Origin of the sequence: Streptomyces cathayae, from assembly GCF_029760955.1 — a bacterium.
GTDB lineage: Bacteria > Actinomycetota > Actinomycetes > Streptomycetales > Streptomycetaceae > Streptomyces > Streptomyces cathayae.
Genome location: NZ_CP121682.1, coordinates 4,743,786 through 4,757,034 on the forward strand (window position 1 = coordinate 4,743,786; position 13,249 = coordinate 4,757,034).

General features: G+C 72.8%; 10 protein-coding genes. 8 read left to right on the plus strand and 2 right to left on the minus strand.

The window, feature by feature from the left end; genetic code table 11:
* Window positions 1-34: 34 nt before the first annotated feature.
* Window positions 35-580 carry a cysteine dioxygenase gene (locus tag PYS65_RS21775; protein WP_279335612.1) on the minus strand — a complete coding sequence of 182 codons (546 nt, stop codon included), beginning with the start codon at window positions 578-580 and terminating at the stop codon, window positions 35-37.
* 745 nt (window positions 581-1,325) lie between these two features.
* On the opposite strand from PYS65_RS21775, the gene PYS65_RS21780 reads away from it, so the two are divergent.
* The 3 genes from PYS65_RS21780 to PYS65_RS21790 all read left to right on the plus strand — a co-directional run bounded on the left by PYS65_RS21780 (window position 1,326) and on the right by PYS65_RS21790 (window position 7,198).
* Window positions 1,326-1,589 (plus strand): WhiB family transcriptional regulator, encoded by a 264-nt coding sequence (locus PYS65_RS21780; protein ID WP_109380992.1) that lies wholly within the window; start codon window positions 1,326-1,328, stop codon window positions 1,587-1,589.
* A gap of 270 nt (window positions 1,590-1,859) precedes the next feature.
* A complete protein-coding gene (locus tag PYS65_RS21785) occupies window positions 1,860-5,618 on the plus strand; it encodes a glycosyltransferase (RefSeq protein WP_423836108.1) in 3,759 nt (1,252 codons plus the stop codon).
* Window positions 5,615-7,198, plus strand: coding sequence for a DUF5719 family protein (locus PYS65_RS21790; protein ID WP_279335614.1), 1,584 nt, complete (start codon window positions 5,615-5,617; stop codon window positions 7,196-7,198). The genes PYS65_RS21785 and PYS65_RS21790 overlap by 4 nt, the downstream gene beginning before the upstream one ends.
* Window positions 7,199-7,233: 35 nt before the next feature.
* Here the strand turns inward: PYS65_RS21790 and PYS65_RS21795 are convergent, their stop codons facing one another.
* Window positions 7,234-7,683: a metallopeptidase family protein gene (locus PYS65_RS21795; protein WP_279335615.1), complete on the minus strand. Its 450-nt coding sequence runs from the start codon at window positions 7,681-7,683 to the stop codon at window positions 7,234-7,236.
* Window positions 7,684-8,003: 320 nt separating this feature from the next.
* Between PYS65_RS21795 and PYS65_RS21800 the strand changes: the two genes are divergently transcribed.
* From PYS65_RS21800 to PYS65_RS21820, 5 genes are all read left to right on the plus strand, one after another.
* Window positions 8,004-8,420, plus strand: a complete 417-nt coding sequence (locus tag PYS65_RS21800) for a DUF3499 domain-containing protein (RefSeq protein ID WP_279335616.1) — start codon at window positions 8,004-8,006, stop codon at window positions 8,418-8,420.
* A gap of 185 nt (window positions 8,421-8,605) precedes the next feature.
* On the plus strand, window positions 8,606-10,222 hold the full coding sequence (locus tag PYS65_RS21805) for an L-lactate permease (protein ID WP_279335617.1): 1,617 nt from the start codon (window positions 8,606-8,608) through the stop codon (window positions 10,220-10,222).
* A 94-nt stretch (window positions 10,223-10,316) separates the two neighbouring features.
* The gene (locus tag PYS65_RS21810) at window positions 10,317-11,681 is read left to right on the plus strand and encodes a phosphomannomutase/phosphoglucomutase (protein ID WP_279335618.1); all 1,365 of its coding nucleotides are present in this window, start codon (window positions 10,317-10,319) and stop codon (window positions 11,679-11,681) included.
* A 132-nt stretch (window positions 11,682-11,813) separates the two neighbouring features.
* On the plus strand, window positions 11,814-11,984 hold the full coding sequence (locus PYS65_RS21815) for a Trm112 family protein (protein WP_279335619.1): 171 nt from the start codon (window positions 11,814-11,816) through the stop codon (window positions 11,982-11,984).
* A gap of 93 nt (window positions 11,985-12,077) precedes the next feature.
* On the plus strand, window positions 12,078-13,214 hold the full coding sequence (locus tag PYS65_RS21820) for an SIS domain-containing protein (RefSeq protein WP_279335620.1): 1,137 nt from the start codon (window positions 12,078-12,080) through the stop codon (window positions 13,212-13,214).
* Window positions 13,215-13,249: the final 35 nt, after the last annotated feature.

Here is a 13,249-nt window from a genome sequence, read left to right on the forward strand (position 1 = left end):
GTGTGTCAGCCACCGGGCCGGCCGTGGCACCGTGTCAGACGGTCAGGGCCCCGGACACCGGCCGTGCCTCGCAGTGCGGGGCGAGGGGGCGTACCGGCATCTCGGTCAGGCCCGGGTAGTACACGTGCAGGCTGACCGCCGACTCCAGTGTGTCGTTGACGACCTCGTGCACATAGCCGGGTGGGAAGACCCTCCCCCACTCTCGGCTTCGCTCGAGCGGGGGGACCCCCCTCGCACCCGCCGTCAGCGTGCGCGTGCCGCGCTCGGTGCGTTCGGTGAGGGTGCCGTCCAGGACGGTCATGACTCCGGAGGAGGGGCCGTGGCTGTGCGGTCCGCTGCCCTGGCCGGGAACCCAGGACAGCAGCCACACCTCGTAGCCCGGCCCCGTGCGCAGCCGGTGGTACCAGCGCGTCGTGGCGTCGTACCGCACCAGGTACTCCCACGAGGAGCGGTCGGCGGCGAGGGAGCGGGCCAGCCCGACGAACTCGGCGACGGTCGCCGGGTGCTCGCGCGGGGTCTGCAGCAGGTGGGGGACTTCGAGGATGTCGCCGGCGATCTGGAGGTCGCTGTCGCTGTTCATGGGATGCGGTGTTCCTCGGCGGAGAAGCGGTCGGGGAGCGGGGGGAGGCGGGGGACCACAGCGTGTGCTGTCGCGTGCGTCCGGGTCGCGGACGGCGGCGAGGAGTGCCCCGGTGGGAGCTCAGGAAAGCTGAGGAAAGAAGTCTCGAGTCGAGGGTGACTCGAAGGGTCGGAGCGCGTTGGGCTCAACAACCGGAACAGTGACAGCTACAGCGAGCGCGGGCAGCACCGAGGGACCCGGCGGAGCGGGTCGAGGCGAGTGCCGAATTCGCGAGCATGCCCACAAGGACAGCGGTTCACACCTCCAGTGTCAACTCGACGCCCGGATTGTGGGACACGGTTCACTCCATCCGGTTCACCTGCGGGGCGAAAGGTTTGCTCATGTGATTCCGGGGACACAAGGTGCGCACGGCCGGGCACGCAAGTGCCGTCGCGTTCCTGTGATCCGAATGTGATCCGGCTCGCTGCGGCGCCGGTGCGACAACGGGGTCGATCGACCGGGCGTCCTTCCTGGTGGACGGTCCGCGCGGGGTGGGAAGCTCTGTCGAGGTCGTCGGCGTGTCAAGGTTTATGGCGATTTGAACACTTTCGGCTTGAGCTTGGTTCCGCAGAGTGAATAAGGGTGCCAATAGCAGATCTCGGCTTGACTCGCCCGAAGCAGCACACTTGTAATTTCACTCGTGTCGTTTGGCCAGGACAGGTAACGGCAGCGACACGGGGATGCGAAAGACAGACGAGGGGCGCACATGACGGAGCTGGTGCAGCAACTGCTGGTCGATGACGCGGACGAGGAACTCGGCTGGCAGGAGCGCGCGCTGTGCGCCCAGACCGACCCCGAGTCGTTCTTTCCCGAGAAGGGCGGTTCCACCCGAGAGGCCAAGAAGGTCTGTCTTGCCTGTGAGGTCCGCTCCGAGTGCCTCGAATACGCCCTCGCCAACGACGAGCGCTTCGGTATCTGGGGCGGCCTGTCCGAGCGGGAGCGGCGTCGACTGAAGAAGGCGGTGGTCTGAGGGCACCGCCGGTGAACGGTGTGTCACATCCGGTGTGCCGCACCCAGGGCGTCACATTCATATGCACGTCATGCTCGTGCATGTGTCAGATGTTCTCTATATGTTCATATGAGGCGTGTGTCGAGTGCGGCCCGTCGCGGGTGGGTTGTCCACAGGCGGCGGGCCGCCTTGCCGCCCAGCCGATAGTGTGGGCGCTCGTCCGAGACGTCACGCCGCCCCCACCGGGCACGGGCGTCCCCCACAGTCCACCGAACCGGGGCCCGTACCTCGATGTCCGTGCACAGTCACCCGGCAGCCCGTCAAGACGTAGCTGCCGCTCCAGAGTTCCCGCGTCATGTGGTGACCGCGGTCCTCGTCTCCCACGACGGAGCCCGCTGGCTGCCCGACGCGCTCGCCGGGCTACTCGGCCAGGAACGTCCCGTCCAGTTCGCCATGGGTGCCGACACCGGCAGCGGTGACGACTCCGCCCGACTGGTCACCGAAGCCCTCGGCGACGACCACGTCCTGCACCTCGCCCGGCGCACCGGCTTCGGCCAGGCCGTCGAGGAGTGCGACCGGGCCGCGCCGCACCTCACCCCGGACGACCTGCCCTATCTGAAGCGGCCGAGCGGCTGGGACCCGGTCACGCGCAGCTGGCACGACGACGCCTACGACCTGCCCGACCTCCCGCACGGCGAGCCGGTGCAGTGGCTGTGGCTGCTGCACGACGACTGCGCCCCCGAACCCGACGCGCTGGCCCGGCTGCTGAGCGTCGTGGACAACGAGTACGAGCTCGGCCGTGACGACGTCGCGGTCGTCGGCCCCAAGCTGCGCGGCTGGTACGACCGCCGGCAACTGCTGGAGGTCGGCGTCTCCATCGCCAACTCCGGCCGCCGCTGGACCGGCCTGGACCGCCGAGAACAGGACCAGGGCCAGCACGACCAGGTCCGGTCCGTGCTCTCGGTGTCCACCGCCGGCATGCTGGTCCGCCGTGACGTCTTCGAAGAACTCGGCGGCTTCGACCGGCACCTGCCCCTGATGCGTGACGACGTCGACCTGTGCTGGCGCGCCCACACGGCGGGGTACCGGGTGCTGATAGCCCCCGACGCGGTCGTGCGGCACGCCGAGGCGGCCTCCCGGGAGCGCCGCGCCGTCGACTGCGTGGGCCGCACCGCCGCCTCCCCGCACAAGGTGGACAAGGCGGGTGCCGTCTACACCCTGCTCGTCAACACCCGGACCGCGACCCTGCCCTGGGTGCTGCTGCGGGTCGTCCTCGGCACCCTGCTGCGGACCCTCGCCTACCTCGTCGGCAAGGCCCCCGGACAGGCCGTCGACGAGATCCGCGGTCTCGTGGGCACCCTGCTGCGCCCCGAGCGCATCCTCGCCGGACGGCGCCACCGCGGCAGCCCGCAGGTCGACAAGGGCGAACTGCGGCCGCTGTTCCCGCCCCCCGGCGCGACCGTCCGCGTGACCGTCGAGCAGGCCGCGAGCAGTCTCGTCGGCCGCTCCGACCCCGAAGCCACCTCCGGCGCCGGACGGCACGGCGGCGCCGTCGAGTCCGGGCCCGGCGGGGACGACGCCGACTTCCTGCAGGTCGAGCAGTTCGCCCGGCTCAAGCGGATCGCCCGCAAGCCCGGCCCGGTGCTCTTCCTGGCCCTGCTGTTCCTCTCCCTCGCGGCCTGCCGCGAACTCCTCGGCGGCGGCGCGCTCGCGGGCGGCGCCCTGCTCCCCGTCCCCGCCGACTCCGCCGACCTCTGGGCGCGGTACACCGACACCTGGCACGCGGTGGGCGCCGGCGGCACCGGGTCCGCGCCGCCCTACCTCGCCGTCGTGGCGGCCCTGGGCACCCTGCTGCTCGGCTCCCCCGGGGTTGCCGTAACGGTCCTGCTCGTCGGCTCGGTGCCCCTGGCCGGCTTCAGCGCGTACTTCGCCTCCCGCCCGCTCGTCGAGTCCCGGTTGCTGCGCGCGTGGGCCGCCGTCGCCTACGCCTTCCTGCCCGCCGTCGCCGGTGCCCTGGCCGGCGGCCGGATCGGCACCGCCGTCCTCGCCGTGCTGCTGCCGCTGATCGCCCGCGCGGGCGTCGCCGCGAGCGGACTCACGAACCCCTCGGACGTCCGCGGCAGTTGGCGCGCGACCTGGGCGTACGCGCTGCTGCTCACCGTCACCACCGCGTTCACCCCGATCGTGTGGCCCATCGCCCTGATCCTCGGCATCGGCGTCCTCGCCCTGCGCAGGTCCGACCTCCCGGCGTACGGGCTCCGCTTCCTCGCCCAGCTCGGCACGCCGCTGGTGGTGCTGGCCCCCTGGTCGCTGTCGCTGCTCCCGTTCGGCTTCTTCCAGGAAGCGGGCCTGGAGTACGGCCCCTCCGCCGCCTCCGTCCTCGACCTGCTCGGCGCGAGCCCCGGCGGGCCCGGCGCGGCCGGCGGGGCGGTGCTCATCGGCATCGTGCTCGCGGCCCTCGCCGCCCTGCTCCGCTCCGAGCGGACCCTCGCCGTCCGCGCCGCCTGGACGGCCGCCCTGGTGGGGCTCGTCTTCGCGGTCCTGTCCAACGGCTCCGCCTGGGCGGGACCCGCGACCCTCGTCTACGGCATCGCCCTGCTGGCCGCCGCCGCCCTCGGTGCCGACGGTGCCCGAGCACGGGTCGCCGAGCAGAGCTTCGGCTGGCGTCAGCCGGTCGCCGCCCTGATCGCCCTCGCCTGCGCGGTCGGCCCGCTGCTGGCCGCCGCCGGCTGGGTGATCCGCGGCGCCGACGGACCGCTGCAGCGCCGCGACCCCGTGCAGGTGCCCGCGTTCGTCGCCGAGGAGAGCGGCACCCGCGACCAGGCCCGCACCCTCGTCCTCGCCAGCGACTCCGCCGCCCGCGTCGACTACGTGCTGGTCCGCGGCTCCGGCGCCCGGATGGGCGACGCCGAGATCGCCGCCTCGGACAGCGGGAACAGCGGGCTGGACAAGGTCGTCGCCAACCTCGTCGCCGGTTCGGGCGCCGACCAGGCCGACCAGCTCGACGGATTCGCGGTGCGCTACGTCCTCGTCCACCCGGGCGCGCCCCGCGACGTGACCCGCGTCCTGGACGCCACTCCCGGCCTGACCCGGCTCAGCCAGCAGGCGGGCGGCGCGCTGTGGCGCGTCGACCAGGACGTGGCCCGCGCGAGCATCGTCCCCGGCAAGGGGAGTGAGGGCGAGTCGCAGCCCGTGGCCGCGGGACCCGTCGAGATCCACACGAAGATCCAGAACGGCTCCGAGGGGCGCGTCCTGCGCCTGGCCGACTCCGCGGCCGAGGGCTGGACCGCCACCCTCGACGGCAAGCCGCTGACCCCCACCACGGTCGACGGCTGGGCCCAGGGCTTCACACTGCCCGCCACCGGCGGACAACTGGACGTCACCTACGACGACCCGATCACCCACACCGCATGGATGTGGGCACAGGGGCTGCTCGCCGTCGTCCTCGTCGTCCTCGCCCTGCCCGGCCGGCGCCGCGACATCGACGACGATCTGCCCGAGGAACCGGCCGTCACCGCCGAGGAGCTCGCCGGTGACGGCCGCCGCGCCCGCCGTCTGCGCGCCCAGGCCGAGGCGGAGGCGCAGGCCGCCGCCGAGGAGGCGGGCACGCACGGGGAAGCGGGTGAGGACACGGGCGCGGAGGACGACGGGTTCGACACCCCGCCGGAGCCGGCCCCCGGGGCCGTCCCGCACCAGCGGTCCTACGACGAGTGGGACGCGTCGAGCTACCCGGCCCCCGAGCACGACGGCGCCTATCCCGCCGAGCAGTACCAGGAGCAACAGCAACAGCAACAGCAACAGCAACAGCAGTACGTGACGGACGAGTACGGCCGGACGTACCCCGCGGACCAGTACCAGGGCGGCCAGTACGACCCGTACGCCTACGACGGCACGCCCCAGCAGCAGCCGCCGTACGACCCCGCGACGTACGGACAGGGCTACGAGGGCTACGACCAGACCTACGCGCAGGGCTACGACACGTCGTACGACCCCGAGCAGCCGCACCGTCCTCAGCCGGGCAGTGAGCGTTCCGACGGGAGCCAGCAGTGAACCGCACCACCCTGTCCCTGATCGCGGGAGCCACCGCACTCGCCGCCGTCACCGGCTTCGCGGTGCTGTCCGCGCCGGACCCCACGGCCGCGGACGACGGCGTCGAGGCCGCTGCCGCGCACCTGCCCGTGGAACGCACCAGCCTGCTGTGCCCGACGCCCAGCACCTCCGACCTCGCCGAGACGACGTACACGTCCTTCACGCCCGTCACGAAGGGCGCGGAGAGCGAGGGCAGGGCCGCACTCCGGTCGGCCGCCGAAGGCCGGTCCGCGGCGGAGGACGCGAAGGACGGCGACGGCGACGATCCTGCCGAGGACGGCGAGGAAGCCGCCGACGGTGAGAAGGCCGCCGACGGTGAGAAGGCCGCCGACGGCGAGAAGGCCGAGAAGCCGGTTCTCGAGCCCAAGGAGCCCGGTAAACCGGTCGTCGCGGACGTCTCCGGAGGCGAGGAGCCGGCGCTCGTCGGCACCGCCGAGGGCCGCCTCGCCCCGGGGTGGACCGTGCAGCAGACGACCGAGGTCGCCGCGGGCCTCGGCCGGGGCCTGCAGGGCGTCAACTGCGCCGCCCCCGACACGGAGTTCTGGTTCCCCGGCGCGAGCACCGCGACCGAGCGCACCGACTACGTCCACCTCACCAACCCCGACGACTCCGCGGCCGTCGTGGACATCGAGGTCTACGGCAAGGACGGCGTCCTCGAGACGGAGGCGGGAGAGGGCATCACGGTCCGGCCGCACTCCGCCGAGCCGGTGCTGCTGTCCACGCTCACCGACGAGGAGCAGACGGATGTGACCGTGCACGTCGTCGTCCGCAGCGGGCGGATCGGCGCGGCCGTGCAGGCCCTGGACAACACGCTCGGCGGTGACTGGCTGACCGCGTCGGCCGACCCCGCGGGCAGCCTGGTCCTGCCCGGCATCCCCGAGGACGCCACCGCCGTGCGCCTGGTCGCCTTCACCCCCGGAGGCGTGGACGCCGACCTGAAGGTGCGGCTCGCCTCGCCCTCCGGGCTGATCACACCGGCCGGCAACGAGACGGTGCATGTGAAGGGCGGCATGACGACCGCCGTCGACCTCGGTGACGTCACGCGCGGCGAGGCGGGCTCCCTGGTCCTCACCCCGACGGGCCGCTCGGTGCCGGTCGTGGCGGCGGTCCGGGTACTGCGCGGCAAGGGCGACAACCAGGAGTCGGCCTTCGTCCCGGCAGCCCGCCCGGTCGGCCTGCGCGCCACCAGCGTCGGCAACACGGCCGAGGGCAGCACCCTCGCCGTGACCGCGCCCGAGGGCACCGCCAAGATCAAGGTCACCGCGTCCGCGGGCAGCGAGGGCGGCACCCCGGCGTCCGAGACGTACACGATCAAGGCCGGCACCACTCAGCACATCGAGGCCCCGGTCCCGGACGGCGTCAAGGGCACGTACGCCCTGACGATCGAACCCGAGTCGGACGGCACCCCCGTGTACGCGTCCCGGACTTTTTCCGTCACCGACGACGGCCTCCCGGCCTTCACCGTCCAGACCCTTCCCGACGACCGGGGCCTGGTGGCGGTACCGAAGGCGGAGGAGAACCTGTCGGTCCTGCAGAGGTAGGGGCCCTTCGGCGGAGCGGATGCCGGAGCCGCCGCTCAGTCCTCCCCGTACCGGGGATCGACGGTCTCCGGCGTCAGCCCCAGCAGTTCGGCGACCTGCTCCACGACGACCTCGTGGACCAGCGCCGCCCGCTCGTCGCGTCCCTTGGTGCGGATCTCCACCGGCCGGCGGTAGACCACGACCCGCGCGGGGTGCCCCTCCCGGCCCGGCACGGTGCCGCCCAGCGGCACCGCCTCGTCGCTCCACTGAAGTCCGGGCCCGTCCAGCCGCGGCACCTCCAGGACGAGGAAATCGATGTCGGTCAGCTGAGGCCAACGCCGCTCCAGCCGCTCCACGGAGTCCTGCACGAGATCGGCGAAGGTCTCCGCGCGGCTGGCGGCGAGCGGCACCTGGGGCGGTGCGATCGGCCCGCGCATGCCCCGGCCGTGGCGATCACGGCGGCGGGGCCCGCGGTCGGCGGCACGGGGAGTCACAGGGGTGTCCATCAGGGTGAAGGGTAGTCTCCGCCGGTCCGACGTGCCCGGCCCCCACACGGCCTCGGGCCCGCGACACCCGCATGGCGCCGGGGCGCGGTGCCGGTCCGCCCGGAACGGCATGTCGTCACATGACCATTCCGGCCAAGGTTCAGCTCGATTCGATATCTTTCGCAGGCCGGTGATCTCAAGGTATTTGACGGTGTTTGTACCAACTGATGACCGGAGCGAGGGGCGCGGGTGCCTCGAACACGGGCGTCGGGGCAGGTCAACGACGTGTGCCCACGGGGGCGGGTGAGGTGTTTCAGGCCACGACACGAGGGAACGTCCGGGTGGGGAGTCTTCGCGACCCGCTCAAGAGTGCGGTACCGTCCAACACCGTGAGCCCTGTACGTCGCTGTTCGCGCACCGCTTGCGGCCGTCCCGCCGTCGCGACGCTGACGTACGTCTACGCCGACTCGACCGCGGTCCTCGGCCCGCTCGCCACCTACGCCGAACCCCACTGCTACGACCTGTGCGCCGAGCACTCCGAGCGCCTCACCGCGCCGCGCGGCTGGGAGGTCGTCCGCCTGCTCGACGGTTCGGCTCCCGCGCAGCCCAGCGGGGACGATCTGGAAGCGCTCGCGGACGCGGTGCGCGAAGCGGCCCGCCCCCAGGAGCGAGCGGTCGGCGGTGCGGGACGCGGTGCGGACCCGATGGAGGTCGCACGCCGCGGTCATCTGCGCGTGCTCCGCTCTCCCGACAACTGACCGCGGTCGCGCTCCGCCGCTCCCCGCTCCCTCCTCGCGGTCTTCTCCGTGCTCTTCCCTCCGGTCCCGCCTGTCCCGTCAGTAAGGTGCCGCACGCCCATTGACGCACGCTTGTCGGGGACACGACCATTCCCGGCACGTAGCGAGAAACCTCTTTCGCATCGCGGAATCCAGGAGGCGCGTCCGTGTACGTCCAGGAACTGGAACCAGTCGCCGGCTCACTCGGTCTCTCCGCCCTCGTGGCGGCATTACCCCTCGTGATCGTCCTCGTCCTGCTCGGCGGCTTCCGCATGAAGGCGCACCTGGCGGGCCTGATCGGGCTGCTGGGAGCCGTCCTGGTGGCCTGCCTGGCGTACGGCATGCCATGGGACCAGGCGGCCTCCAGCGCCGTCCAGGGAGCCGTCTTCGGCCTCTTCCCCATCATGTGGATCGTCGTCAACGCGCTGTGGGTGTACCGGATGACGGTCCACACCCGGCACTTCGACATCCTGCGCCGCTCCTTCGGCCGGCTCTCCGACGACCCGCGGATCCAGGCCCTGGTCGTCGCCTTCTGCTTCGGGGCCCTGCTGGAGGCGCTCGCCGGTTTCGGCGCCCCCGTCGCGATCTCCGCCGTGATGCTCGTGGCGCTCGGCTTCGACCCGGTGCGTGCCGCGATCGTCGCGCTGGTCGCCAACACCGCGCCGGTGGCGTTCGGCGCCATGGGAACCCCGGTGGTCACGCTCGCCCAGGTCACCGGGCTGCCGCTGGACTCGGTGGCGTCCGTCGTCGGACGCCAGACCCCGCTGCTGGCCCTCGTGGTGCCGCTGGTGCTGGTCTGGCTGGTGGACGGGCGGCGCGGACTGCGGGACACCTGGGTGCCCGCGGTGGTGTGCGGGGTCGCCTTCGCCGTCGCCCAGTTCGTCGCGTCCAACTACGTCTCCGCGCAACTCGCCGACATCGCCGCGGCCATGGCGGGCGCAGGCGCCCTGGTCGCCGTACCGCATGCGCGCGTGCCGGCCTCCGAGGCCGTACGCACCTCCGTACTGACCGGCGTGCGCAGCGAGGAACTGGACGAGGAGGACCCGCGCGGTGAGGTCCTGCGGGCGTACGCCCCGTACGCGCTGATCGTGGTGGTCTTCTCCGTCGCGCAGATCCCGGTGGTCAAGGACTGGCTGGCCGGGGCGACCCGGAAGACCGACTGGCCCTTCCTCGACGTCGCCGCGCCGAACGGGGAGCCGGTCGGCGCCAACGTGTTCACCTGGCCGCTCGTCTCGACCGGCGGCACCCTCGTCCTGCTCGCCGGGGTGGCCACCGCGGTCGTGCTCGGTGTGCACGCGCGCGTGGCGGTCAGGGAATGGGCGGCGACCGTGTACGAACTGCGCTTCGCCATCCTCACGGTGACCTCCGTGCTGGCGCTCGCCTACGTCATGAACCTCTCCGGCCAGGCGGCGACGATCGGCTACTTCGTGGCCGCGGCCGGTGCCGGACTGGCCTTCCTGTCGCCCGTGCTGGGCTGGTTCGGCGTCGCCGTCACCGGGTCGGACACCTCGGCCAACGCCCTCTTCGGCGCCCTCCAGGTGACCGCCGCCCGGGAGTCCGGGCTGTCGCCCGACCTGCTGGCGGCCGCGAACAGTTCGGGCGGTGTCCTCGGCAAGATGATCTCGCCGCAGAACCTCACCATCGCCTGTGCCGCCGTCGGGCTGGCGGGCAAGGAGGGAGACCTGCTGCGCAAGGTGCTGCCCTGGAGCCTCGGTCTGCTGCTCCTGATGTGCCTGATCGTGGTGGGGCAGAGCACCACGGCGCTGGGGTGGATGCTGCCCTGACCGAGACCCGCCGGACCACAACGAACGCCCGCAGCGGAGTGTCGTCCGCTGCGGGTAGTTTGTGGTGACCACAGGACTTTCGGAAGGGTTGGCCGTGGCTGCTGATCTGTCACAGATCGTGAAGGCGTACGACGTACGTGGGATCGTCCCCGACCAGTGGGACGAGCCCCTGGCCGAACTCTTCGGCGCGGCCTTCGCCCGGGTGACCGACGCGAGTGCCATCGTCACCGGCCACGACATGCGGCCCTCCTCGCCCGGACTGTCGGGCGCCTTCGCCCGCGGGGCCGCGGCCCACGGCGTCGACGTGACCGAGATCGGCCTCTGCTCCACGGACCAGCTCTACTACGCCTCGGGCGCGCTGGACCTGCCCGGCGCGATGTTCACCGCCTCGCACAACCCGGCCCGGTACAACGGCATCAAGCTGTGCCGCGCGGGTGCCGCCCCGGTCGGCCAGGACACCGGGCTGGCGGAGATCCGTGAACTCGTGGAGAAATGGAGCGAGACGGGTGCCCCCGAGCCGGTCGGCCCGACGGGAACGATCACCCGGCGGGACACGCTGGGCGACTACGCGGCACATCTGCGCTCCCTCGTCGACCTGACCGCCGGCCGCCCCCTGAAGGTCGTCGTCGACGCGGGCAACGGCATGGGCGGGCACACCGTTCCCACGGTGCTGGCGGACCTGCCGCTGACCGTCGTCCCGATGTACTTCGAACTCGACGGCACCTTCCCCAACCACGAGGCCAACCCGCTCGACCCGGCCAACCTCGTCGATCTGCGGCAGCGGGTCCGGGAGGAGGGCGCCGACCTCGGCCTCGCCTTCGACGGCGACGCCGACCGCTGCTTCGTCGTCGACGAGCGGGGCGAACCGGTCCCCCCGTCCGCGATCACCGCCCTGGTCGCCGCCCGTGAACTGGCCCGCAACGGCGGAAAGGGCACGATCATCCACAACCTGATCACCTCCTGGTCGGTGCCGGAGGTCGTCGAGGAGAACGGCGGCACACCGGTACGCACGCGCGTGGGCCACTCCTTCATCAAGGCCGAGATGGCCACGCACGGCGCGATCTTCGGCGGGGAGCACTCGGCGCACTACTACTTCCGCGACTTCTGGAACGCCGACACCGGCATGCTGGCCGCCCTGCACGTCCTCGCCGCCCTCGGCGGCCAGCAGGGCACCCTGTCCGACCTGGTCGCCCAGTACGACCGCTACGTGGGCTCGGGCGAGATCAACTCCACGGTCGACGACCAGGCGGCCCGGCTCACCGCGATCAGGGCCGCGTACGAGGGCCGCGAGGGCATCACCCTGGACGAACTGGACGGCCTCACCGTCACCGCCGCCGACTGGTGGTTCAACGTCCGCCCTTCCAACACGGAGCCCCTCCTGCGCCTGAACGCCGAGGCCCGCGACGAGGCGACCATGACCAGGGTCCGCGACGAGGCCCTGGACATCATCCGAGGCTGAAGCCCCACGGCACCCGCCCCGCACGGGCGGGGCGGGTGCCGGCCCGACGGTCGCCGCCCGCCCGCACCGGCTCCACCGGCGGTACCCTGACCAGGCACATCCGCATACGCCCGCCCCGAAGGGAACCCCCTCATGCCGCTGGAAACCGGCCTCCTGGAGATCCTCGCCTGCCCGGCCTGCCACTCCCCCCTCAAGGAGCAGGACAGTGAGCTGATCTGCACCGGCGAGGAATGCGGCCTGGCGTACCCGATCCGCGACGGCATCCCCGTCCTCCTCGTCGACGAGGCCCGCCGCCCCGGGTAACCGACGCCCCGGCGACCCTGCGCATCAGCGACCCGCCGCCCCGCGTACCGACGCCCCGCGACCCGCCGCCCCGCCGTTCGAAGGCTGCCGCCCATGATCGACGAATCGCTGCTCGACTCACCGGAGGGCCTCGCCGAGGCCGACCGCCGCGGGCTGCTCCGCGGCGCCGCCGAAGCGGGCGCCCGCGTCCGCACCGCCGCCCGGTACGCCGCCGAGGCCGGTGTCCACGACCTCAAGCCCGACGGCCGTCCCCGCGCCGTGCTGATCGCGGGCCCCGGCGCCGCCGCCACCCAGACCGCCGACCTCCTCGGCACCCTCGCCGGCGCCGGCAGCCCCGTCACCCGGCTCGCGCCCACCGGCGTGGCCCCCGCCGCGGGCGCCCTGCGCTGGGAACTGCCCGGCTGGGCCGGCTCCGTGGACCTGCTCCTGATCGCCACCCCGGACGGCACCGAACCGGGCCTGTCCCTGCTCTCCGAACAGGCCTACCGGCGCGGCTGCACCGTCGTCGCGGTGGCCCCCGCCCGCACCCCGCTCGCCGACGCGGTCAACGGCTCCCATGGCCTGTTCGTCCCCATGGCGACCGCGCCCTACGAGCAGGACGAGCAGGAGGAACCGCTCGCCTCCTCCGCCCCCGGAGCCCTGTGGGCGCTGCTCACCCCGCTGCTCGCACTGCTGGACCGCACCGGCCTGCTCACCGCCCCGCCGGACGCCCTGGAGAAGGTCGCCGACCGGCTCGACCGCATCGCCGAACGCTGCGGCCCGGCCATCGCCATCTACAACAACCCCGCCAAGACCCTGGCCGCCGAACTCGCCGACTCGCTCCCCGTCGTATGGACCGAGGGCACCTCGGCCGGCCCGGCGGGCCGCCGCTTCGCCGCCGCGCTCGCGGAACTGTCCGGCAACCCCGCCGTCGTCGCCGAACTCCCCGAGGCGCTCGGCGTGCACAGCGCCCTGCTGGCCGGCCCACTCGCCGCCCGCGCCAACCCGGACGACTTCTTCCGCGACCGCGTGGAGGAGCTGCCCGCGCTGCACACACGCGTGGTGCTGCTCCGCGACCGTCCGATCGGCGGCCTCACCGCCGCCCCGGCCGCCCGCGAACTGGCCCTCAGCCACGACACACCGATCAGCGAACTGGAACCGGAGGAGGGCGGCGAACTGGAGACCCTCGCCGAACTGATCGCCGTCACGGATTTCGCCGCCGTTTACCTGGCGCTCACCTCGGGAGCCTGATCATGCCCGGGGCGGCCCGACCCGAGACGGCCCGC

Bases quoted from the DNA above. Each gene is read 5' to 3' on its own strand.
- PYS65_RS21775 (WP_279335612.1), bottom strand. From the start codon at position 580: ATGAACAGCGACAGCGACCTCCAGATCGCCGGCGACATCCTCGAAGTC.
- PYS65_RS21780 (WP_109380992.1), top strand. From the start codon at position 1,326: ATGACGGAGCTGGTGCAGCAACTGCTGGTCGATGACGCGGACGAGGAA.
- PYS65_RS21785 (WP_423836108.1), top strand. From the start codon at position 1,860: ATGTCCGTGCACAGTCACCCGGCAGCCCGTCAAGACGTAGCTGCCGCT.
- PYS65_RS21795 (WP_279335615.1), bottom strand. From the start codon at position 7,683: ATGGACACCCCTGTGACTCCCCGTGCCGCCGACCGCGGGCCCCGCCGC.
- PYS65_RS21815 (WP_279335619.1), top strand. From the start codon at position 11,814: ATGCCGCTGGAAACCGGCCTCCTGGAGATCCTCGCCTGCCCGGCCTGC.
- PYS65_RS21820 (WP_279335620.1), top strand. From the start codon at position 12,078: ATGATCGACGAATCGCTGCTCGACTCACCGGAGGGCCTCGCCGAGGCC.